The following is a 21,821-nucleotide window of genomic DNA, read 5'->3' on the forward strand; positions in this document are numbered from 1 at the left end:
AAGGGGGAAAACCCATGGCAAAACGTAACACATACCGCGAAGATGAAGAGCTGGAAGAACAGATCAACCTGCATGATATTCTGCGCATCGGCGTCTATGTAAAGCCGTATATGTCACGAATCATACGCATTCTTGCCGTCGTCGTCATGATGAGCTGCATTGCGGTAGTCGTGCCATATTTGACGAAAATCATGATTGACAGCGCGATTCCGTCGAAAAATCTCACCTTACTTGGTGAATTAACGGGGTTGATGGCCGTACTTATTGTGATTTATGAGTTTGGATTGCGTTATCGTACCGTCGAAATTACTCGCGTCGGTCAGCTCATGTTGAAAGACATGCGCCGCGATATTTTCACGCATATTCAGACGCTGCCGTTCAGCTATTTCGATTCGCGTCCGCACGGCAAAATCCTGATTCGCGTGGTCAATTATGTGAACACTCTTTCCGACACGTTGAGTTCCGGTTTGATCAATGTGATTTCCGACGTGTTCACGTTCCTGATCACCTTGGTGGTCATGTTTGTGGTCGATTGGCGGCTTGCGCTGTTCAGCCTGGTGCTCTTCCCGTTCCTGATCGCGTGGGTGCTGGTATTGCAGCATTTCCAGCGCCGCGCGTATCAGGTGTTGTCGAACAAGCAGAGCAATCTCAACGCGTTCATTCACGAGTCGATCGCCGGCGTGAAAACCACGCAGACCTTCGCTCAGGAGGCGGCGCAGTTCAAAACCTTCCAGGAGCAGCAGAACGACGTGCGCACTTCGTGGATGAAGGCCGTGCACATCCAGTTCCTCATGTGGCCGGGCATTCAGACCATTTCCGTCATGACGATCGCGTTCATCTACTATGTGGGCGTCACGGGCTTCGGCGCGGTGAACGTTTCCACCGGCGTGCTGATCGCGTTCGTTGGCTATGCGAATAATTTCTGGAATCCGGTGATCAGCATCGGCAATTTCTACAATCAGCTGATCACCTGTTCCGCATATCTTGAGCGTATTTTCGAAACGCTTGACGTGCAGCCGGAGATTCGTAACGCGCCTGACGCGACTGAACTGCCGCAAATCGAAGGTCGCGTCGATTTCAACGATGTCATCTTCCGTTACGAGCCTGACGGTCGCAATATTCTCAATCTGGTCGATCTGCATGTTGAACCAGGCAGCACCGTTGCGTTGGTTGGCCCGACCGGTGCCGGCAAAACCACGATTATCAACCTGCTGTCGCGTTTTTACGACGTTGCAGAAGGGTCGGTGACGATTGATGGGCATGACGTGCGTTCGGCCACATTGGAATCGTTGCGTCGGCAGATGGGCGTCATGCTGCAGGATACGTTCATTTTCTCCGGCAATGTGCGCGAGAACATTCGTTACGGCAAGTTGGATGCGACCGATGCTGAGATCGAAGCGGCCGCGAAGGCGGTGCATGCGCACGAGTTCATCATGGATTTGCCGAACGGATATGACACGGTGGTGGAGGAGCGTGGTTCCACGCTTTCCGCAGGTCAGCGCCAGTTGATCGCGTTTGCCCGCGTGCTTCTGGCCGATCCGCGTATTCTGATTCTCGACGAAGCCACGTCGAACATCGATACGCGTACCGAAGAGGCGCTTCAGGCCGGATTGAACCACCTGCTGAAGGGACGCACGAGCTTCATCATCGCGCACCGACTGTCCACCATCGAGAACGCAGACATGATCTGCTACATCGACCATGGGCAGATCGTAGAACAAGGCAACCACGCCGAGCTGCTTGCCAAGCGTGGTGCCTATTATCGCCTCTACGACTCCCAATACGCCATGATTAGGCCTGATCAGGGCTTGGGCTGATTAAGGCTGACTGGGCTAATCCGTCCGGGCTGGTTTGACTCGATTGGCTTGATTGCCCCGTGCGATATTCGTACGATTCGCGGAATGCGCATGCGATTCGTGCGATGATTGCACCTTTGCTTTGCCGAAATGCATTTGCCGAAATCCTGTTGCTGAACGTTTCCTGAATGCCTGTAGACACGCATGCACGCTATGCCCTGTTTTCCGCCTAAGCTAGTGGAGGTACGTCAAACGATACACGTTAATAAGCAGGCGGTATCCGAAGCGCGAAGGAGATGGCAATGGCAGCCAGCATGTTGAACCCCCTACTTCCTCGTCAGGATGGACGTCTCGAATGGGGTAACGGTGTGGTGTCCATGCTGTTCGACATTGCAGGGGATTCTCCCGTCCGCCTATGCAACGTTGTAGGACGAGGCATGATCCCCATTGACGGTCGCCTGTCCGACGATGGAAAGCCTGTAGTGGAAAAGGATCCCCGCCCGATCGTGGAAGTGCTCGCCGCGAACACCGGTTCGCAAGACAACCGTCTCGCATTGATTGCCACGGTCGCCGGCAGCAAGCTACGCTTCGTTTCCGCGCTCGCGTCCGAGCCTGGGCAGGGTTCCGACGATCCGTTCCGTTTGGAGATCACGCAGTTCGCGTCGTATGCCGATCTTGAGCCGAAAGGCCGCGAATTCGAGCCGACCGCCAGTGAGCGCGATGCGGCTGCCTCTGCTGTGAATCCCACACCCGTAACGGTTTGTGCCGACCCGCATGAGGGCCTGGTGGTCACCTCCGTGTTCGAAGCGTTTTCTAATCTTTCCGCGGTGCGCACGTACACGCGTCTGCAGTCCGCCAAACAACTGCCGATTGAAGCGGTGTCGTCGCTGAACCTGACCGTTCCCATGCGCGTCAACTGCGGCAAAATCCATCGTTCGAATATTTTCTGGGGTGACGCCGCCTGGGCCGTGGAAAACGATTGGCGCGTCCGCCCGCTGCGAGACACCCAGGTGCGTAACCGCAACCAGAAAATCAATCCAGGCCAGTCCAGCTCGAGATTCGCCATGAGCTCCACTTCCACATGGAGTACGGGCGTGCATGAACCGGCCGGTATCGTACAGGTCGAGGGTTCCATGCGCCGTGCCCGCGACTTCTCCGTAATGTGGCAGATCGAGTACAATGGTCCGTGGGAGTGGGAGGTCGGTGAGGATGATCCCGGTCTGCACATCAGTGCATTCGGCCCGGAATATCAGGATCACGGCTGGTTCACCAATCTCGGTGAAGGCAACGATTTCGAGTCGGTTCCCGTGTCGTTTGCCATTGCCGCAGGCGATTGGCAGCAGGCCGTCGCCGAAATGACGTTGCAGCGTCGCGCATTACGCATTGCCAAAGCCCGCGAACTGGGCCGCATCAAGCAGTTCGAACGTACGCAGGGTCTTGTGATCTACAACGATTACATGAATACGCTGTTTGGCGATCCTCGTATTGAGAAGGAGCTGCCGCTGATCGAAGGCGCGGCAAGCGTTGGCGCGGATATTTTCTGCATCGACGCCGGCTGGTACGACAGCACCGACGGCGGCTGGTGGGACATGGTCGGCGAATGGCAGGCCTCCACCAACCGTTTCGGCGACACTGGTTTGCGTGGTCTTGCCGAAAACATCCGTGCGCACGGCATGGGCTTGGGTCTGTGGCTCGAACCTGAAGTGATCGGCGTGAAATCGCCGCTGGCAAGCACGCTGCCGGATTCCGCGTTCTTTCAACGCCATGGCGTGCGTGTGTGTGATTCGGGTCGTTATTTGCTTGATTTCCGTTCCCCCGAAGCACGCAAGCATGTTACACGTACCGTTGACCGTCTAATCGACGATTTCGGCGCGGTGTTCTTCAAGTTCGACTACAACACCACTCCCGGCGTCGGCACTGATTTGAATGCCGAATCCGTTGGCGACGGCTTGTTTGAACATTGCCGCGCATATTTGGATTGGCTAGACGATTTGCGTCGCCGTCACCCGGACGTGATGATCGAAAATTGCGGTTCCGGCGCCATGCGTGCCGATTATGCGCAGTTGTCCCGCTTGGATCTGCAATCCACTTCCGACCAGTGCGATCCGCTGATTTACGCGGCCATCGCGGCCGGCGCAGGTATGACGATTCTGCCGGAACAGCAGGGGAATTGGAGCTACGCCCAGCAGGAGATGGACGATGAGACGGCCGTCTTCACGCTTGCCACGGGCGTGCTCGGCAGACTGTATCTGTCTGGTTTCATCGATCACATGACCGAGCCGCGTCTTTCGCTCGTTCGTGACGCCATCGCCTTACATCGTTGTGTACTTGCCGATCAGCAGCATATGGTGCCGTTCTGGCCGTCCGGACTTCCCGATTTCGACGGCGATTGGCTTACCGTCGGTTTGCGCCATGTCGAAACGGATATGCGCGACGTGTATGTGCGTGGCGAAAACGCATGGAACGAGCAGACTGCCGAACAGAACAGCCAGCAGCCTCAGCAGGAAGACGAACCCGATTACATCATCGTATGGCGTCGCGGAGGCACCCCCTCGGTGAACATACCGCTGGAAGCCGGCAAAACCATCGAACAGGTTTTCCCGAATCCCGCCGAACCGGATCATGCGCCGGATGCCGAGCCGTGGACCATCGAACGCATGGATCCGGAAACGGTCCGTCTGAACGCAACCACGTCCAAGCGTCCCTCCGCCCGAATCTTCGCGATTCGCCGCCGCGGTTGATCGGGGCTGAGCCAACCAATCGCTAAAATGGCGTATTTTCCAGCTATCGTGCGTTCCGCTGCAATCGGGCGCGGAACGCACGATAGCTATATGATCGCGGTCGTGGATTCACGTTCGACCAACTGATATCCGATGGTTGCGCGGCTCGGCGGCAGCACCGTGCCTGCATCATTGGAATTTCCGGCATTGCTGGAATTACCATTCACTTCGCCGCGTTCGATCCGTTCGACGATCATATCGACCGCGAATTTGGCAAGCTGGTCGAGATCCACTTGGATGGTGCTCAGCGAAGGGGTGGTGTAGGTTCCAGAAGTCACGCCGTCGAATCCGATCACCTTCACGTCTTGTGGCACATGGATGCCATAGTCGGCGAGGCCGCGAATCACGCCGAATGCGGCGAAATCATTGGCGCAGCACACTCCGTCGAACGCGATTGCGGGAATCTTGTCGGTCGTTTCGATCGATTTGCCCGTAATCTCGCCGCTTACATTGTTGAAATCGGCGGTTCCGGCCGTGCCTGTTTCGCGGTCTCCGGCACCCGCGCCGGCTCCGCAGTCCGCCCTTCGTGCCGCCATAATCCGTTCGGCGATCGCGTGCCCGGCGGTAATGCCGTCGTCGGAGCAACCGCCTTCGAACACCATGGTTTCGTCATATGGCAATCCTGCGTCCAGCAACGCCGCGCACGCCCCCCGAAGTCGCAGTGCGAACGCATTCTGCGCATGCGCTAACTCGGCGCGCGGCACGAACGTATGCCCGACAATCGCAATATTCCGGCATCCCTGGGCGATCAGATACTGCATCGCAGCGCGTTCGCCCTCCTCGTTGGGAAAATTCACGGCATCCACGGTTGGCGTTTCCTCGCATGCGTCGAGCAGTACGAGAGGGCGCCCGCCGTTGAGTTTGGCGAGCGGTAGATTCGTGCCCAATCCGGTGGCATGCAGAATCTCACCGTCGAAGAGCTGCCCGGAGAACGGATTGCTGGTCAGAGCGTGTTCGGCCGCGTCCGGTGAATATTGGGTTTGCTCAATGAATGGCGTGAGTCCGCGTGATGTGATCTCGTGGCTCAAAGCTTGCGTCAGTTTCGAATAGAACGGCGAATCGAATTCGTTGACGATGATGTGAATAATGTTGCTGCGACCTGATTTGAGCATGCTGGCTGTCAGATTGATGCGATAGTCGAGTTTTTTCGCTGCTGCCAATACTTTGGCTCGGGTCGATTCCTTGACGCCGGCTTTGCCGTGCAGTGCGTTCGATGCGGTCATGGGGGAGACTCCGGCCTGATTTGCCACGTCTCGCAACGTCGGTTTGCCGCTTGTCATGCGCCGCTCCTTACAGCCAAGTTTTTCTGTAACGATATTATATATGATGATTTTCTAGTAATCGTTGAAATTTCAAAGAATCACCAATATCTTATCATGATTGTGATTTCTGAAATATGTTATAAAATATGTAACGGTACATATCTGAAGTTTTCCAGGATGATGAAGTCGAACAAGTAAGTCAAGGATGACGTCAGATACTGTAAACGACACGCTTTTCTAACGTTGTACAAGGAGAAGGCAATGGCGATTACCGAGGATTTGCCAAAAGTATGGCGACCGCCAATGGGCTGGAACAGCTGGGATTCCTACGGCACCACCGTCACTGAAAGCGAAGTGCTTGCCAACGCACGATTCATGGCGGAACACCTGAAAGACGCCGGCTGGGATACGATCGTCGTCGACATCGACTGGTACGACCCGACCGCCCGCGCACACGGTTACAATGCCAATGCGCCGCTGATCCTCGACGAATACGGACGTCAACTGCCCGACCCTGAACGATTCCCCAGCGCTGCAGACGGGCACGGTTTCGCACCGCTTGCCGAACAGATCCACGCCATGGGACTCAAATTTGGCGTACATATGATGCGAGGCATTCCGCGCTTGGCGGTCGACAACAATCTGCCGGTCAAAGGCACTCCATACACGGCGCAAGAGGTGGCGGACCTTAACCACGTGTGCAAGTGGAATCCAGACAATTATGGGCTGAACCATAACCACTCCGGAGCTCAAGCTTGGTATGACGAACAGCTCGACCTGTTCGCCTCATGGGGGCTTGACTTCCTCAAAGTCGACGACATGCAAACGCCATTCCACAGCGCGGAAATCGCCGCCTACCATAACGCCATCGCCAAAGCTGAAGCGAAATACGGTCGCAGCATCAGCCTGTCGCTCTCGCCGGGCGGTTGGGTGAGCACCGGCTACACCGAATTTCTGCGAGACAGCGCGCAAATGTGGCGTATCAGCGACGATTTATGGGATCGTTGGGAAGACATCTACCAGCAATTCCCGCGTCTTGCGAGGTGGGCGCCGTTCCAGACCACCGGTCATTGGGCTGACGCCGACATGCTGCCGTTGGGGCATATTGGATTGCGGGCCGAACGTGGCGACGATCGCCAAAGCCGCCTCACCGAAGATGAAAGCCGCACGTTGCTTGCCCTCTGGTGCATGGGACGCAGCCCACTTATGGTAGGCGGCGACCTGCCGACCAGTACCAGCGAAACCATTGAACTGCTCGCCAATCCGGCATTGCGCGAAGTCACCGCAGGATCCACCAACAATCACGAAACCGTGTACGAACGCATCTTCGAACGTTGGGATGACGAAAACTCCTACCTTGGGGATCTCGTGGTGTGGGCCGCCGATGCGGCCGACTGGGCGGATGGCACTCCTTCCGCGCATTCGGGCGGACATTATGCAGCCATCTTCTGGACCGGCGATCGCGACTACGAACTGCCGGCAACCATCGAACTGCAATCCATCGTCGGATTAAGCCAACGCAACGATCCGTGGACGATTACCAATCTGTTTGACGACGAAACCAACGCAACTGGCGAAACTGATGTAACCGGCGCACGTATCGAAGGTGAGGGCGAAGATCGAGTCATCCGCGGAACCATACCAGCGCATGGCGTGCTCTGGTTCGCACTCGACCCGCGCTGACGGCAACCAGCAGTCGCTATAAATCGCCATCAATCATCAAATTTCCAACAAAACTCAATAACAAACCACCAACCAAACACAACAAGGAATGCCATGACCGACACCATCATCGCAACCCTCAACAAGGCAGGTGTGCGCAACATCAGCACCGACCTGTGGGGCATCTTCTACGAAGACATCAGCTACTCCGGCGACGGCGGACTCAACGCCGACCTCGTACAGAACGGCGCATTCGAATACAATCGCGCCGACTCCTCCGACTGGAGCAACTACAGCTTCTGGCGCAAAATCGTGCCCGCCGGCTCCTTCGCAGCCTTCGACGTGCTCACCGACAATCCGGTAGCCGAAGAAAACCCGCACTATGCGTCCGTTGAAGTCGAACAGGCGCCGGCTTCGCTTGAAAATATCGGCTGGGACGGCATGGTCTTCCGTGCCGGCGAAACCTACGATTTCTCCGCATGGATGCGTATTTCCAACAATTGCGAAGCTTCCGCACTTCCCGTCACCGTCGCTCTGATTGACGACGATGGAAATGCGATTGCAGAACAAGATATCACCGTCGATTCCAACGATTGGCGTAAGCAAGAGGTTTCGCTGACGGTTTCCGGTGAAAGCAATGCCATCGTTGTACATGAAGGCGCTTTGCGACTCACCTTCACCACGGAAGGTACCATTGATCTTGATTTCGTTACCCTCGAACCACGCACCACCTACAACGGGCTCAAGCATTTCCGTCCCGATTTGGTCAAGGCGCTCGCCGACCTGCAGCCGCGCTTCATGCGCTTCCCGGGCGGCTGCATCACCCACGGTCTTGGCATGGATAACATGTACCACTGGGATCGCACCATCGGTGATGTTGAGCATCGGCCGCACAATTTCAACCTGTGGGGATATCACCAGTCGTTCCGTATCGGCTACTACGAGTATTTGTGCCTGTGCGAAACCATTGGCGCGAAGCCGCTACCGGTGCTGCCCGCTGCCGTGAGCTGCCAGAACACCAGCCAAGGTCCGGTGCCGATCGCGCAGAAAGACATGCCGGCATACATCGATGAAGTGCTGCATTTGGTCGAATTCTGCAATGGCGACGCCGCAACCACCGAATGGGGTGCCAAGCGTGCCGCCATGGGTCATCCGGAACCGTTCAACCTTGAATATTTGGGCATTGGCAACGAAGATCTTATCGATGACGTGTTCAAGAACCGCTTCCAGCAGATCTTCGACGAGGTCAAGGCCGCCTACCCGGATATTGTTGTGGTTGGCACGGTCGGTCCGGCTCCGAGTGGCCCCGACTATGAGGCTGGTTGGCAGTATGCACGTGAAGCCGGTATTCCCATTGTTGACGAGCATTCCTACCAGTCTTCCAGCTGGTGGTTCCACAATCTCGACCACTACGACACCACGGATCGTGAAGGCCCGAAGGTGTACTTGGGCGAGTATGGTTCGTGGAACACACAGCTGATCAACGGTCTTTCTGAAGCGGCGTTCATGGGTCGCATGGAATTGAACGGCGATGCAGTGGTTATGTCTTCGTATGCGCCGCTGTTTGCCAAGAACGGGCATCACAGCTGGAATCCTGATCTGATCTACTTCGACAACGAACGTACCTACCTGCCGTACAGCTACTGGGTGCAGCAGATGTATGCCACCACCACGTCCGATACCGCATGGCCGGTTGCAGTGGAAGGCAAGACCACGCTGCGTCGCGAACTGCCGTCGACGGTCGGCTTGCGTTTGGAAGGCGCTGCTCACGCCGACATCACCGACTTCAGCGTCGACACTGCTGATGGTCGCCATATTGAGCTTGAAGACTGCCATTACGCGGGCAACGGTCCGAAAGCCACGAATCTGAACATCGACGCCGACGCCTACACCATCAACGCCACCATCACCTATTATCAGGGTCGTTGGGGTCTGCAGCTGGTGCACGGCGACATCAACGGCAAGAACCACAACATCACGTCGTTCGGCCGTGCCTTCGAAATCAAGGTGGTGCGCGACGGCACCGCCTACAATCTCGACGGCACCGAATGGTCCATGGACGAAGTGTTCCCCGGAACCGTGTGGCAGGTGCGCATCGAAGTGACCGATCGTGGCGAAAGCATGAAGCTGTATATCGATGGAGAGCTTGTTGCGCAAGGTGTTGAAGAGCCGGAAGAGCCTCGTCGTACCGTCACTGTGGCTCGTAACGATGCCGAGGGAGTCACTTACGTGCGTATCGTCAACGCGCTCGATGCCGAAGCTGAAGTGGATGTGACTCAGGTGCTTGACGAGCTTGGTGTTTCCGCGGAATCCCGCGCTTCGGCAACTGCCACTGTGCTTGCCGGAGCCGACCCGTACGCTGGTGAAATCGGCAAGTCCTCACCAACCGTTCCAGTCGGAACCTCGCTTGACCTGACCAGCGGCATCTACACCGCCCCCGCCTGGTCCTTCACCACCCTCACCCTCCATGACTAATCGCGGAAAGCGTTTCAGCGCTACATCGCAAAACATATAGAGGTGCGTTGGTTAATCCCACTGCCATCGATGAATAACGCGGCTTCCGAAGCAAGACTGCCATCGAGCGTAGGCTGGAGGCATGAGCAAACACCATCGTGACCGCAGCTGGGCGCCAGCACCGCAACCACTTCCCGAGAACGCGCACGTTATCGACAACCACACGCATGTGGCGTCCGTCGTGCCGTTCTCGCGGGCCATGAGCCATGAAGCCCAAGAAAAAGGCCAACCGGAAGTCCCCGTATACAGCGTCGACGAACTGCTGAACCAAGCACAACAAGTCGGCGTCGAAGGCGTCATCGACTGCGGATGCGAACTACCGAACCTCATGACCGCCATCGACATGGCACGTGAACACCCCCAAACCGTGCACGCGGCCATCGCCATACATCCCAACGAATCCGTGCTCCACGGTCATCGCGGAGTGCCCGGACCAGACGGCCTTCCGCTCAAATACAAACCCTGGCACGACACCAACTTCGAAGACGCCATGGCCGAAGTACACCGTCTTGCCATCACTTACCCCAATCGGGTTGTGGCCATAGGCGAAACCGGCATGGATCTCTTCCGCACCGGCGAAGCCGCCAAAGAACTCCAGCGGGAAGCTTTCCGCGCGCACATCGCGCTCGCCAAGGAACTCAATCTGCCTATGCAGATCCATGACCGTGACTCGCATAAGGAAGTTATCGAAACGTTGCTGGCGGACGGCGCTCCCGAACGGACCGTGTTCCACAGCTATTCCGGTGATGCCGAAATGGGTGAGATAGCGCGCGAAAACGGTTGGTATCTCAGTCTTTCGGGCACATCCAGCTATAAGGGCAACGATGGTATCCGCGAGTCGGCACGCATTGTCGGGCTCAGTCATGTCATGGTCGAAACCGATGCCCCCTACCTAAGTCCGATGCCGTATCGTGGCCGCACCAACGCGCCGTACATGATCCCCTACACCCTGCAGTCGTTGGCGAATTATCTCGATAAACCGCTGACGGAAGTCGCGCAGGCAACACGAAAGACTACGCGCGAAGTGTACGGAATCTGAACAAATTCCGAAAATCGGCAAAGCGGAAACGATTTGTCCGAAAATGAGAGAGAATAAGAGAAAAACAAAAGGGAAAAAACCCACAGGAAGTCTACTTCTTTCGAGATCAAGAATCGCAAGAAACAATGTGAAGATTTGACAAGACTTCGTACGGCTCCTAACGTGCCTTTTTGCGTTTATTTTGGGGAGTGGGTTGGAAGGCCCGCCACTTGGAGGTAGCGTTATGGCTAACGAGCCTAACGAGGATGAGCCGCTGTTTCACGCAGCCACATACACGCAGGCGCCGAAGGTTTCGCACAAGGTGCTGACCAAGGAAGAGCGACAGGAGCTGATCAAGCAGCACGAGGAGAAGCAGCAGGAGGCCGCCAAACTTGACCAGGTGGCCAGCAAAGGTCCCATCGGCCGCTGGTGGAGCCGTCTGCAATCCGGGCCAAACAAAATCACGCCTGCCATGGCGATCGTGGCGTTGGGCGTGGTATATGGCGATATCGGCACCTCGCCGCTGTACACCATGCAGACGTTCCTCAACGGGCAGGGCGGACTCGCGCACGCTGACCACGAGGCCGTGCTCGGCGTGCTTTCGTTGGTGTTCTGGTCAATCACACTCATCACCACTGTCAAATACGTGCTGATTGCCATGCGCATCGACAACAAGGGCGAAGGCGGCATTTTCGCGCTGTACTCGTTGATTCGCAAGTACGGTGCATGGCTTGCGATTCCCGCCATGCTCGGCGGTGCCGCGTTCCTCGCCGATTCCGTGCTCACCCCAGCCGTGTCCATCAGCTCGGCAGTGGAAGGTTTGGAAACACTACCGGCTTTTGAAAAACTTTTTACCGAAAACAAGCAGCTGACCCTGATGATCACCGCGGCCATCATTCTGATACTGTTCTCTGCGCAGTCGCGTGGCACTGAGCGTATCGGCAAGGTGTTCGGTTCGGTCGTGCTTATCTGGTTCTCGTTCCTAGCGGTTGTCGGCTTGGCGAACCTCAGTCAGTATTGGGGCGTGTTCGCGGCGCTCAACCCCTTGTACGGTGTCAGATTCCTGTTCAGCAGCCATAATGCCGCTGGTCTTGCCATCATGGGTACGGTGTTCCTGTCAACCACCGGTGCCGAAGCGCTTTATTCCGACATGGGTCACGTTGGACGTGGCAACATCTATTTCACGTGGCCGTTCATCAAAATCGCGCTTGTGCTCTGTTATTTCGGCCAAGGCGCATGGATGCTCAATCATTGGGATGATTCGGCTTATGCCCGCACGCACGGTTTGAACCCGTTCTTCGAAATGATGACGCCCAGCGTGCGTTACGTGGCCGTCGTGCTTTCCGTGGTCGCGGGCGTTATCGCCTCGCAGGCATTGATCACCGGCGCGTTCACGATGGTGTCTGAAGCCACCCATCTGAACTGGATGCCGCATCTTCAGGTTCGTTACCCGGCCCGTACCCGCGGCCAGCTGTACATTCCTGTGGTCAATGTGGTGCTTTGCGTTTCCACGCTGTTGGTTTTGGCGCTATTCCGCGATTCCGAGCATATTTCCGCGGCGTATGGCCTGGCGTTGACCATCACAATGATCACCACCACCATTCTGCTTGCCGTCTACATCTGGCATTCAGGGCGTCGTATCGGAGCGGTCGTATTCACCGTGCTGTTCCTTGCGATTCAGTTCATGTTTTTCTTCGCTTCCATGGCGAAGTTCCTGCATGGTGGCTGGTTCACAATGCTGCTTACCTTCGCGATTCTGCTGGTCATGTATACGTGGAACGAAGGCACGAAGCTGGAACGTGCGCAGCGTCGTCATATGCAGCCCGCCGAGTGCCTGCCGGTGCTGGAGCGGCTGCATGATGACGATACGATTCCGTATTTTGCCGACAATATCGTTTACCTCACGTCGGATCCGGAGATGAAGCGTATCGATACCGATATCTTCTTCTCGATTTTCGCCGACCATCCAAAACGTGCCCGCGCTTGGTGGGCGGTTTCTGTCGAGACCGCTGATGAGCCGTTCACTCGCGAGTATTCGGTTGAGAATTTCGGCACGGATTACATGTTCCGTGTTCGCATTCGGCTTGGTTTCAAGGTTTCTCAGTCGATTCCGGCTTACATTCATCAGATCATGAACGATTTGTCGAAGTCGGGGGATCTGCCGAAGCAGGAAAGCCGTTATCCGAAGCTTGATGCTGATCCGAATATCGGTCCGATTCGATATGTGCTGATTCACAAGGCGCTTATGCCTGAGTCGAAGGTATCGCAGCGTGGCGCGATTTCTTTGGAAATCAAGTATGCGATCCGTCGTCTTGCGGGATCTCCGGTCAAATGGTTCGGCCTTGCGCCTTACAATCCACTGATTGAGATACAGCCGCTGTTCCTCGCGACTCAGCGTCCTCCGCGGCTAAAGCGTGTGTGAAACAAGCCGTGAAACGGGCTGCATGATGATGATGATCGCTTCTGCCATCGTCGCGCAGCCCGTTTTCGTAGGGACATTTTGTAGGTTTTGCACGGTCTTATCGCGAAGAATCGTTGGAATCACGCGGTTTTTTGCACGCTATAAGCAATGTCGATAGCCATATGCGCGCGTTGCAGCACAAGCCCTGTAGAGTAATCAACCATGTGCAGATTACTTGGATTCGCGGCAGCCGGAAGCAACACCAGTCTCAATGGTGTGCTCGGCATGCAGACCGTACGCGATTTCCGTGATCTGAGTGAAATCCACAACGATGGCTGGGGCTCCGCGCTGGTCACCGTGCCGAGCGAGTCGCCGTACCTACGTGACGGTGGCGCTCCCACTCCGGAAACCGGCACCGCCATCTACAAGAACACGATCGCGGCCCGCCATGATCCGATTTTCGACGAGCTCGCCAACGCTCCGGCCCGTGGAGGCCTGTGGCACCTACGTTTGGCCAGCTCGAACCTGCCGCTGATTCTCGAAAACCAGCAGCCGTTCTACGCCAACGGATTGAGCTTCATCCACAATGGCGATATTTCCGACGATCAGGGTCGCAACATCATCACCAACCGTGCGTTCCCAGTCGATCCGAATATCGTGCAGTCCACCGGCGGCCGTTCCGATTCCGCCATTTTCTTCGCAGTGATTCTGCAGTACATCGGTTTTGGTTTCGCGCTCGACGAGGCGGTCGCGCAGGCTGTGCGCGAACTGCGCAAAAGCTATCCGAAATCCAGCTACAACTGCATGATTCAGAGCCAAGACCAGTTCATCGCTCTGTGCGCGGCCGGTCGTGAGGTCACGTCCAAGCGCATTGTGGAAATCTACGACCAGTACGGACGTGGCGACCAGGCGCATGACTATCGTGTGATGCGCTATCGTGCGCTCGGCGAATCCGAAGCGGATCAGGCTGCAGGCCAGCTGAAGGGCGTGGTTGTGGCCAGCTCCGGTTTCGATCAGCGTGCCGAAGATGGCTGGACTCGTTTGGAAAACGATCGGATGATCGTCGCTTCTAACCGTACCGGCGCATTTCGCGTGCGTTCTATCTGAAATTCGTAAGCTGAAATCCGTACTTGGGAATTTTCGACCGTAATTTTCGACTGTAATTTTCGACTGTAATTTTCATCTGGGATTTCTGGACATTTTTTCGACCGGATTCAGCATGCGGCAATCGTCATACAGCGCCTAAGATAGGCGGTATGACAACCGGATATATTCCTACACTCGCCCAAGTTGACGAACTGCATCGAAAAATCGCGCAATCGCAAGCCGCATACGATTTGATTCACGGACATTGCGTAGTCGTTGCCGACATCGCACGTCGCATGGCATGCAGGCAGAACGCACTTTTCACCCGTCGATGCACGCTACCGGACGACGCCCCCGAAAAAGTGGGCGATTTCGGCCTTAGGCTTACGCAAGATGGCAATGGAGACGAATCGTTCGGCATGCTTCGCATTCCTTCCATTCCATCATCGGACGGGCTTACGGGCGGAACCGTTCCGCCAAGGCTGATCGATGAGCATCTGGTGGTGATCGGTGGTCTGCTGCATGATATCGGCACGTATTTTCTGCTCAAACAAGATGGTTCCGACGGTGGGCCGCTGAAATTCGACGGTCCGAATTACGTGCGGCATGGGCTTAAAGGCTACGAATATTTGTTGAATGAGGGTGTTGACGAGTCCATCGCGCAGTTCGCGCGCAACCACACCGGTGTGGGACTCACCAAAGAAGCGGTGGAATCGCAAGGATTGCCGCTGCCTCCGGCCGACTATGTGCCCATGAATCTTGAGCAGGAAGTGGTGATGGTGGCCGACAAGTACAACAGCAAGTCGATTCCGCCGAAGTTCCTGACTGCCGAAGCCTATGCGCGCAAAGCGGCCCGTTTCGGCGAAAGCAACAGGCGCGAATGGCTGCGGCTGCTCGAACGATACGGCGTGCTTGACGTCACGCCACTTGCCGAGCAGTACCACATGCGTATCGCGGAGTAGGGCAGACCGCTTTCAGAACACGTAAGCCCTTTGGGATTTGGCTAAAACCAGAATTCCAAAGGGCTTACCTATGGGCGCGCGAAAGAGTCTATGTTCGCGCGCCCGTTGCACTAGGCGGCTAGTCAAGTTCCACGCTGTGCTCCATCGCATCGGCGACCTCCGGATTGGTGGTCACCACGATGATGGCGCGCTTGCGATCGGTATCGCGCTTGAACTTCTTCAACAGATCCAACACCACGGCCGCATCGTCGGCATTCAATCCAGCGGTCGGCTCGTCGGCGATGATCACCTCAGCCTCGCAGCTTAGCGCACGAGCGATGGCCACGCGACGCTGGTTCAGTTCGCTTACTTCGCCGACTGCCAGGCCGGACGTCACCTCGTCGAAGCCCACGCGCTTGAGCAGTTCGCGGGCGATCACAGGCTTCGGCTTGAGGAAGTTGCGGTTCGATGCATCCATGGCGTAGAGCACATTGCCTTCCGCGTCGAGATCGGGGCGGAAAGCGAAACGTTGCGGAATGAATCCGATGCGGTGTCCCAGCACTTCGACCGGTTCGGTGTCGCTCAGGTTGGCGCTTTTGTGCATCACATTGCCGCGGTCCGTGCGCACCATGCCGACCATGGTGGCCAGCAATGCCTGATGCTGTTCGCGATCCTCCGCGTCCACAAGCACCGCATGCGTGGAGCCTGCATGGAACGACAACGACAGGTCGTCAAGAATATTGCGGCCGGTCTTGCGATTGGTCACGGTCACATGATCGAGCGCGAATGTCGGATTCGTTTTGAAGAAGAACGCATCCTTTTTGCGATTGCGCTTGATTTCATTGTCGAGCTGTGACGAAACGCTGGTCACGGAATCGGCTTTCACCGTTTCATGCGATTCCAGTACGGTCGGTTCGTCGGAAGAGCGCAAAGCGAGTGTTTCCTTCACTTGATTCGCGTTACCCGCCACCACGTCCGAATCGTCATCCTCGGTATCCGCAACGTCATTTGCAGCGTCGGCGGTTTCGTCGGCATCTGCGGTATCGTTGTCTGCAACCGCTGCAGTGTCGTCGTCATTTGCATCGTCGGAAGTCGCAGCATCGTCATTTTCCGCAATTTCGATATCTGCATTGTCATCGTCGTACATCACCGTAAAATCGATGGATTCAATGGAATCTGCGGAAGATGCGTCATCTGCAATATCGCCGATCGCAGTATCATCGACGGTCTCGCTTGCCTCGGCTTCAGCGGTCTCGTCAACCACGGTCTCGTCGATGTTTTCGTTCTTATCGTTCATATTGTCGCTCATGCCGTCACCTCCGAGCGTTCCTCAAACAGTTGGTTCAAGTTGAAGCAGGCCACGCGCACGAACGCCACGATGCCAAGCGCCAGGCATGCGCCCAAGCCGCACCAGATCACATTCCACACTGAAGCGGACGTGATCGCCACAGTCTGCCCGCCGGCCCACGCGGTGCCGATCGGCTTCGCCAATAGCGCGCCGGCAACCAAACCGATGATCCAACCCGGAACCGTCATCATGAACGTTTCCAGCATGAACTGCCATCCCAAACGGCCCTTGGTCACGCCGGTGATCATCGCCATGCCGATCTCGTCGCGCCGACCGCCGACTGCCGCCCACACAATCAATGCCAGCAACGCGATTCCGCCGACGATCGTCACGGCCAACAGCACGATGCGTGCGGCCGAAGCGGCGGAATCAAGCGGCTCAATCGACTTCTTATAGGCGGTAAGCGACGGCGAGGTGATCTCGTACGTCTTCGTGTCCAACTTGGCCTTCTTCACCGCGCGCACGAACTTGTCGTACGTGGAAGGATTCGCCAGCGAGAACACGATATTGAGATTCGGAACGCCCCATCCCGTGGCCCCCGTCGTGTCAAGCCCGTTCTTGGCGAAGTTGAGATACGTCGTGTAGATCACGTTTTCACGATTGTCCTTCGCGTATTTTGCGTCGGAACCGTTGCCCTCAGGCACGTCGCTGTCATATTCGTAAATGCCGCGCACGGTGAATGTGTACGTTTCGGAAGCCTTCGACGGATTGCCGACCGTCACCTTGTCGCCGACCTTGAGATTGTTCTTATCGGCTAGCGCCTGCGAAATGAGTACGCCGTCGCTCTGCGTCTTATAGCTCAGATGCTTGCCCTTGACCACTTTGTAGTAGCCGTAATCGTTGATTTTCGTGGCATCCAACGTGTAGAACGCTTGCAGGGTCAGATTGCCGCCGGTCTTGTCTTCGCTGGTATCGCTTTTCGCGGCGATCGCCTGCAACGACTTGCTTTCACGCACCGGCACTGACGTTGCCAATGTGTATTCGAAGGTCACGCTGCTGTTCTGTGCGGCCGTTGCGTACGTGCCGTACTTTTCCCACGTCAAGTATTTGTCGGTATAGCTGGAATCGGCGCCGTCGCGCTTGGCTTTGGTTTGCGCGGTCGGCCGAATTACCGCAGTGGCTTTCTGCGACTGGTATGTTTCATTATTGGCGGTGTTGTCTGCTCGTATGACTGCCAGATCCACGGCAGCCGAGAAAGACACCAGTAGTGCGAGTAGGGCGATCAGCGCGGTGCGCCATTTGACGCGGCCGAGCGCCGCCCATGCGTTCTTGAGAACGAACATGCGGTACTTCTCCAGTTCTCTGTTATTGCGCGCCGGCGCATGCCGACGTCAGCGTTGGCCGGGACGCGCGCTCCGCAGCAAGGCAGGCCCGTAGCGCATGGTGCGTCCCGTGAAATTATCTTGGGCTTCCAACGTGATTGTTTTCTTGCGCAACACTGTTATACCCCTGCATGAAGTCTGAATGATTCCTGAAAATCGACCGTTGGGCATGGTTGCGGCGCTCGCTATGATGGAATTGATGACTTCCGAACAGATTACAAATGCCGGTTCCGTTACGGCCGATCATGACTCGATTCAGACGCATGCGCAGACTCGGTCTCGGCAGAACAGCTTGGCCACGGGCGGCCCGTCCGAGCGGAAATGTGATCTGCGATGGCGTCCCGCTATGCTGCATTCGGCGTCGCTCCGCGCGTTATTGCCGTGGCTTACGTCGATTATCGGCATCGTGTCCGCGTTATGCTTGGTGATTGCGTGGTTCCCCTCCACGGTGTGGAATACGCCGATTGCCAGCAGCGATGCCCCCGCGCATTACTATTTCATTCGCCGCCTGCTTGACGAAGGTTTGGGGGCGGCATTGCATTTGTGGCCTCATAATTCGTTTTATCCGCCGTTATTCCACATTTGCGCTTATTTCGTGATCAAAATCGCGGTGCTGTTCGGCGTGCAATGTTCGATTTACGCGGCATTCAATATCACGTGGATCATCGCTTCGGGCGTGATTTTTCCTTCCGGAATGCTGGTATTGTGCAGGTATTTTCTACAACGTTGGAATCGCGGCAATCCAATTTCCAATCCAATTTCACGTATTTCCAATCCAATTTCACGTATTTCGCAAGCATCGCCTACTTCTGAATCGTCGTCCGTATCTGAATCGTCGAATGTTTCAAACCAGCATGCATCGTCAGCTGTAAATCAGCAATATAACGCCACTCTCGACGCTACTTTCGTTCTGCAGAATCTGCTTGGACTGTTCGTGCCGGTGCTTGCCGTCAGCTCGGTGTGCCACCCGTACGGACTACTGAATGCCGGCCCGCTGATCGCATTCGGTTTCGCCACTTCGCTGCTGCCGTTCTTTATCGCTGCCACGTTGCGCTTGTTCGATGAGATCTCCGCACGCGAGCATATAGTGAAATGGCTTGCGATTACTGCAATTGCAGGCGTGATCTGTTTGGTTGCGCACCCGCGTATTGCATTCACGTACGCTCTGATTTTGGTGCCTTTCATTGTGTTGCGTTTGCCGTGGAAGCTGATTCTTGGCGCGTTTATCGCCATGTGTGTCGGCGCGGTGGCGTTTGTGGCTCTGATGCTCACGTCGTTCAAATCGGATCGTTGGGCGAATCCCGCTTCCTGGTTCCACAGTCATCAGCCGTCCAAGAATTTGTGGGAGTCGATTTCGTTCTGTTTCGCGGATGGTCTTGACGGTTTTCCTGCGATTCTGTTCGCATTATTGCTGATTGCGGGAACCGTTGCCGCTTTTGTTTGCGCCTCCCGCCGCACTGTTGTGCGCTTTTCGGATTCGCTTTCGGTTGCTGTTTCCACTGTGGCTCCCGCTTTTTCCGCTGATGCTGATGCTTTGGCTTCCGATACTGCGGTTCCCGCTCCTGCTGTTTCCCCGGTTCCCACTTCCGGTCTGCCGGCTGTCTCGTGTTCCGATGCTGCTGACGTCTCCTTATTCGAATCGTCCGAACCATCTCGACCTCGCCGCAACGATCGCCTGCGTGACGTGATCGCGTTGATGGCCGCATTTCTGCTGGTCACACTGGTTTATGTGTGCACGGTCACGTTGGTTGGCGCGCTGCCGAATATCATCAGCGCTCCTTGGTATCGCGATGAAAACCGTATTGTGACCATGCTTCCGCTGGTTGCGTTGCCGTTGCTTGTCATTGGCGTCAACGCGTTTTCCGAATGCGTTTCCGCGTGCGCCACATCCGCTTCTTTCGCTCTTTCTGCATCTTCCTTCTCCGCGAAGAATAGTGTTTCTTCTTCTTCCGTTCCTTCTCTTTCTTCTGGGCCTGCTGTTTCTTCCGTGAAGAGTGTTTCTTTCATTTCTAATTGGATCGGCCCAATCGCCGCATTCCTCGTAGTTGCGATACTTGCGGTTTCCGCGCAGATCGTATGTCCGTCTCGCACTGCAGTTCGTGACGCGATCATCGCGCATTCCAGCTTGGATCAAAGCGACCCCAACGAGCAGCTCACCGAGCAGAAGATCATTGTGCTGCGCAAGGTCACGGAACGTACTGGCACTCAGGCCACCATCATTTCCGATCCGCTGAACGGTTCGATGTATGCGGAGACGCTGTTCAACGCGAACATGCTGTATCCGATCATCAATGCGCGCACCGATGTGTCATCCGCTCCGTTCGGCAAAGTGGAGACCGCGTTTGCTTCCGGCGATGTGCAGCAGGTGCTTGGCACGGTATGTCCGCTGACCGACGCTCCGAAGTACTTTCTTACGATGGGCGACCAAGCGCAAAGCTTGCAGTCGTTCCCGTATCGCGCCCAATACGATTCCTTCCATAATGAGGAATTGATTGATGCGTATGTGGATGACGGCACGTTGGTGAAGGTTGCCGATTATTCGCAGTATGGCCAGGGTTGGGCTCTCTACCGTTTCGGTTGCGCCGATTAATCGATTTTTGGCTGCGCTGCCTTGTTCTGCCGTCGCCTGCGCGCACATATGTGAGGCCGCACTTTCGATCAGTTGAGATCTGAATTTGTTCAGATCAACGATCTGGGTGCGGTTCTTTTTTTATTGCTTCCCTTTCTTCCTCTGCTTGCTTCTTCTCTTTTCCATCTCGACTGATGTGTGGATGGCTGGTTGCGGAGTCGGTTGCAGATGTGGTGTCGTGGTGCCGACACGCCCGGGTGTTGGCTTGCGGTGGAGTGTTTTGAGGTTTTTCCGACGGTCTTTTGCCGCGCGATGGTGTTCCTTGCCCGCTTTTCCCGTGTTTTCGACACGCCGGTGGAGTCCAGTGTTTTCAATGGTTTTCATGGTGTTCGTGGATGTCCGATTTGCGTTGCCGGCCGTTGTGCTGTAGGTTTATCTCTTGCTGCCGCTCAGCGAGTGGTTCCCCGGCTGGGGTTCCCTGAGGTGGGTGAGTGGTGGTGGTTTGAGAACTCAAAAGCGTATTTGTACTACTTCTTTATAGTCAATGATTGCCAGTCCGTCTTACGGCCCGCGTGTTTGGCGTGGGTGCCGGGAGGCCGGTCAAACGGGACGGGGTTTTTGCGGACAGTCCGTTTTCCTTATAAACGGATGTCGGTTTCTTTGTTTTTGAGAGTCACATGTTGGTTCTCTTCATGAAAGGTTTTTTGTGGAGGGTTCGATTCTGGCTCAGGATGAACGCTGGCGGCGTGCTTAACACATGCAAGTCGAACGGGATCCAGGCAGCTTGCTGCCTGGTGAGAGTGGCGAACGGGTGAGTAATGCGTGACCGACCTGCCCCATACACCGGAATAGCTCCTGGAAACGGGTGGTAATGCCGGATGCTCCAGCCTTCCGCATGGTGGGCTGGGAAAGATTTCATCGGTATGGGATGGGGTCGCGTCCTATCAGGTAGTCGGCGGGGTAACGGCCCACCGAGCCTACGACGGGTAGCCGGCCTGAGAGGGCGACCGGCCACATTGGGACTGAGATACGGCCCAGACTCCTACGGGAGGCAGCAGTGGGGAATATTGCACAATGGGCGCAAGCCTGATGCAGCGACGCCGCGTGCGGGATGACGGCCTT

General features: G+C 56.1%; 13 protein-coding genes and 1 rRNA gene. 10 read left to right on the forward strand and 4 right to left on the reverse strand.

The window, feature by feature from the left end; all coding sequences use genetic code 11:
• Positions 1 to 14: 14 nt before the first annotated feature.
• Positions 15 to 1,817, forward strand: a complete 1,803-nt coding sequence (locus CE153_RS08270) for an ABC transporter ATP-binding protein (RefSeq protein WP_099595846.1) — start codon at positions 15 to 17, stop codon at positions 1,815 to 1,817.
• A 275-nt stretch (positions 1,818 to 2,092) separates the two neighbouring features.
• Positions 2,093 to 4,537: a glycoside hydrolase family 36 protein gene (locus tag CE153_RS08275; RefSeq protein ID WP_442861973.1), complete on the forward strand. Its 2,445-nt coding sequence runs from the start codon at positions 2,093 to 2,095 to the stop codon at positions 4,535 to 4,537.
• A gap of 86 nt (positions 4,538 to 4,623) precedes the next feature.
• On the opposite strand, the gene CE153_RS08280 is transcribed toward CE153_RS08275, so the two are convergent.
• The gene (locus tag CE153_RS08280) at positions 4,624 to 5,856 is read right to left on the reverse strand and encodes a LacI family DNA-binding transcriptional regulator (protein WP_099571524.1); all 1,233 of its coding nucleotides are present in this window, start codon (positions 5,854 to 5,856) and stop codon (positions 4,624 to 4,626) included.
• A 285-nt stretch (positions 5,857 to 6,141) separates the two neighbouring features.
• Here CE153_RS08280 and CE153_RS08285 point away from each other — a divergent pair, with 285 nt between their 5' ends.
• The 6 genes from CE153_RS08285 (at position 6,142) to CE153_RS08310 (ending at position 15,481) form a co-directional block, all read left to right on the forward strand.
• A complete protein-coding gene (locus CE153_RS08285; protein ID WP_099595855.1) occupies positions 6,142 to 7,521 on the forward strand; it encodes a glycoside hydrolase family 27 protein in 1,380 nt (459 codons plus the stop codon).
• Between the two features lie 93 nt (positions 7,522 to 7,614).
• Positions 7,615 to 9,975: an alpha-L-arabinofuranosidase C-terminal domain-containing protein gene (locus CE153_RS08290; RefSeq protein ID WP_099595848.1), complete on the forward strand. Its 2,361-nt coding sequence runs from the start codon at positions 7,615 to 7,617 to the stop codon at positions 9,973 to 9,975.
• Between the two features lie 121 nt (positions 9,976 to 10,096).
• Positions 10,097 to 11,053: a TatD family hydrolase gene (locus tag CE153_RS08295; RefSeq protein ID WP_099595849.1), complete on the forward strand. Its 957-nt coding sequence runs from the start codon at positions 10,097 to 10,099 to the stop codon at positions 11,051 to 11,053.
• 223 nt (positions 11,054 to 11,276) lie between these two features.
• Positions 11,277 to 13,454, forward strand: coding sequence for a KUP/HAK/KT family potassium transporter (locus CE153_RS08300; protein WP_099595850.1), 2,178 nt, complete (start codon positions 11,277 to 11,279; stop codon positions 13,452 to 13,454).
• Between the two features lie 201 nt (positions 13,455 to 13,655).
• On the forward strand, positions 13,656 to 14,540 hold the full coding sequence (locus CE153_RS08305) for a class II glutamine amidotransferase (protein WP_039199409.1): 885 nt from the start codon (positions 13,656 to 13,658) through the stop codon (positions 14,538 to 14,540).
• A 149-nt stretch (positions 14,541 to 14,689) separates the two neighbouring features.
• On the forward strand, positions 14,690 to 15,481 hold the full coding sequence (locus CE153_RS08310; protein ID WP_039199407.1) for an HD domain-containing protein: 792 nt from the start codon (positions 14,690 to 14,692) through the stop codon (positions 15,479 to 15,481).
• Positions 15,482 to 15,599: 118 nt separating this feature from the next.
• On the opposite strand, the gene CE153_RS08315 is transcribed toward CE153_RS08310, so the two are convergent.
• Together CE153_RS08315 and CE153_RS08320 are read right to left on the reverse strand one after the other, a co-directional pair.
• Positions 15,600 to 16,769 carry an ATP-binding cassette domain-containing protein gene (locus CE153_RS08315; protein WP_099571521.1) on the reverse strand — a complete coding sequence of 390 codons (1,170 nt, stop codon included), beginning with the start codon at positions 16,767 to 16,769 and terminating at the stop codon, positions 15,600 to 15,602.
• Positions 16,766 to 18,091, reverse strand: coding sequence for an ABC transporter permease (locus tag CE153_RS08320; protein WP_099595851.1), 1,326 nt, complete (start codon positions 18,089 to 18,091; stop codon positions 16,766 to 16,768). Before CE153_RS08320 ends, CE153_RS08315 begins: the two co-directional genes overlap by 4 nt.
• Before the next feature lie 181 nt (positions 18,092 to 18,272).
• On the opposite strand from CE153_RS08320, the gene CE153_RS08325 reads away from it, so the two are divergent.
• Positions 18,273 to 20,720 (forward strand): DUF6541 family protein, encoded by a 2,448-nt coding sequence (locus CE153_RS08325; protein WP_236824517.1) that lies wholly within the window; start codon positions 18,273 to 18,275, stop codon positions 20,718 to 20,720.
• Positions 20,721 to 20,840: 120 nt separating this feature from the next.
• Here CE153_RS08325 and CE153_RS08895 read toward each other — a convergent pair whose 3' ends face one another.
• Positions 20,841 to 21,083 carry a hypothetical protein gene (locus CE153_RS08895; RefSeq protein ID WP_180753464.1) on the reverse strand — a complete coding sequence of 81 codons (243 nt, stop codon included), beginning with the start codon at positions 21,081 to 21,083 and terminating at the stop codon, positions 20,841 to 20,843.
• Between the two features lie 319 nt (positions 21,084 to 21,402).
• Between CE153_RS08895 and CE153_RS08335 the strand changes: the two genes are divergently transcribed.
• A 16S ribosomal RNA gene (locus tag CE153_RS08335) occupies positions 21,403 to 21,821 on the forward strand; the annotation flags it as partial.

It is taken from the genome of Bifidobacterium sp. N4G05 (genome assembly GCF_002742445.1).
Taxonomy (GTDB): Bacteria; Actinomycetota; Actinomycetes; order Actinomycetales; family Bifidobacteriaceae; genus Bifidobacterium; species Bifidobacterium hominis.